Source organism: Flavobacterium sp. (genome assembly GCF_043778725.1).
In the GTDB taxonomy this organism is placed as follows: Bacteria; Bacteroidota; Bacteroidia; order Flavobacteriales; family Flavobacteriaceae; genus Flavobacterium.
Map to the genome: position 1 here is coordinate 1 of NZ_JAYWFT010000075.1, position 2,026 is coordinate 2,026.

1 protein-coding gene is annotated in these 2,026 nt (G+C 32.9%); it reads right to left on the minus strand.

The features are described 5' to 3' along the window. Nucleotides 1-2,006, minus strand: a 2,006-nt coding sequence (locus tag ACH2CG_RS06700) for a hypothetical protein (RefSeq protein WP_395063469.1), incomplete at its 3' end; no start/stop codon positions are given. Nucleotides 2,007-2,026: the final 20 nt, after the last annotated feature.

A 2,026-nucleotide genomic window follows, 5' to 3' on the forward strand; every position in this document is an offset into this window, starting at 1 on the left:
AGAACAGGAGTCATTTTTATCTCATATCGTATCAAATTACTAGAATTACTAATCGTAAGATTACCACTTGTATAAGTTATACCGCCATCTATACTTTGCTTTTTTTCAATTGTATAAGAGTTCGGTCTGCAAACATTAGCAAATGTAGTATTAGATGTCCATATCGATGAATTAACATTAGTTTGGGCAGAGAAATAGTTTTCAATATTTCCAACTCCTGATGATGGAGTAACCATTACTTCAAATTCTAAAAAATATGCCAAAGAATCTCTCGCTCCCGTATCTCCACATAAAGGAGGAATATATACATTATTGCAAAATCCTCTAATATTATTTAATACATAAGAAAGCGGTATGTTCCCATTTGCATCAGCAACTCCTGCGGTCATATTTCCATTTGATAAAATCTGCACTTGGTTTCCTCTATCCACAGTGTAATAATTTAAAGAATTTTGAACATAAGTATGATTACTACTTAATAAATCTTTTATTGTTATATCACTATATGATTGAGAGCCGAGGTTTTGTACTCTCAAGCGATATTTAACCTTATCATTAGGAGCATAGCAGTCTTTTTTATCAACAATTTCTTTCTGTAAACATAATCTTTCTTTATGCTGTTGAACAGGAAATGTTGTAGAAACATTTGTTTGAACCAGTGTGTTCACATTTGTTATAGTAGCGGTATTCACTATATTTAAACCTATTTGACTATTAGGGTGTACATTCGTCCATAAATTTACTAATGCTCCTGTAGCACCTACTGTAATATTACCCGATTGAAATAAACCACTATTTAAATAAGGAGTAACAGATGGAATACTTGATGGTATCGTTGGAATTGTTACGCCTGCGTTCGATGATCCTCCTGAAAAAATTGGTAACTGATCATTAACTGTAACTGTTTCTGATGTTCCTTGGAAAGTAGCCCCTACAAAATATAGTACAGGACATCCAGGTGCTCCTTGTGTTCGATAATCTTTGTAATATCCAGTTGCACCTGCTGGTTCAAAAAACACACAAGGTTCATTGGACATAATACTTTCATTTACACAATTATTTCCAAAAGTTCCATTTAATATAGCTTTATTTGAGACTGTACTTCCTTGAGCAGATGCAGGATATGTCACTGTAAAATTTACGAATTGGGTATTTGTATAAGTAGCGGCATTTAAAAGGCTCGGACAAGTTACTGTTAATGTACTTGAATTTACCCCAGTAACAGTAAAACCAGTAGGAGGAGTATTTATTCCATCAATTGTACCAACCTTTCCGTTTGATGTAGTTTGAATAATATCCGTTATAACTCCGTTCGACAAATTCAGTAAGCCCAAAAGCCCAGTTGCATTACTTCGCACCAATTTTAAGTGGTAAGGAACAGTATAGCTACCATTTGCATTTGGAAATATCCTACGACAAGGAGCAGCGTTGCTTACAGAAGGATTACCTAAAATAGACTTTGCAAGTTGCCAAGGGTTCTTCGCTATAGCTTTATCTACAATTGGAGACATAATAGCAGATGGAGGATTAGTATTATTCTCGCAATAATCTTTTGTTATATTATTAATTTTGTACTTTATACAAACTTTATTCTCCGCTTTTGTATCATTGCAAGTAATTCCATTAGGAAATCTCACATGAAATACGAGTGTTCCTACTACACCATTTCCTGTGTTTACCCAATTTAACTCAAAGTTTAAAGAACTTCCATTGGAAATAGATGTAGGAGAATTTCCAGAAACAACATTGTTCGTAAAATTAAATAACTCAAGCGATTGCGGGATAACATCTCGAAGTGTAACATCAGATAAATTTCCGGGTAAAGAATAGTTTATGATATATTGAAAATCAACTCCTGAATAAATATTGAAGTTTGCCGTGGATGTTTTTATAATGTTGATTCCATCGACATTTAATGAAGATTGATTAGCTACATTTTGAGCAGAAGCTATACCATAAGAGAACATTAATATAAAAAATGCAATTAATGTTCTTGTTAATTTCAAATTTAATTTTTTCATAATTA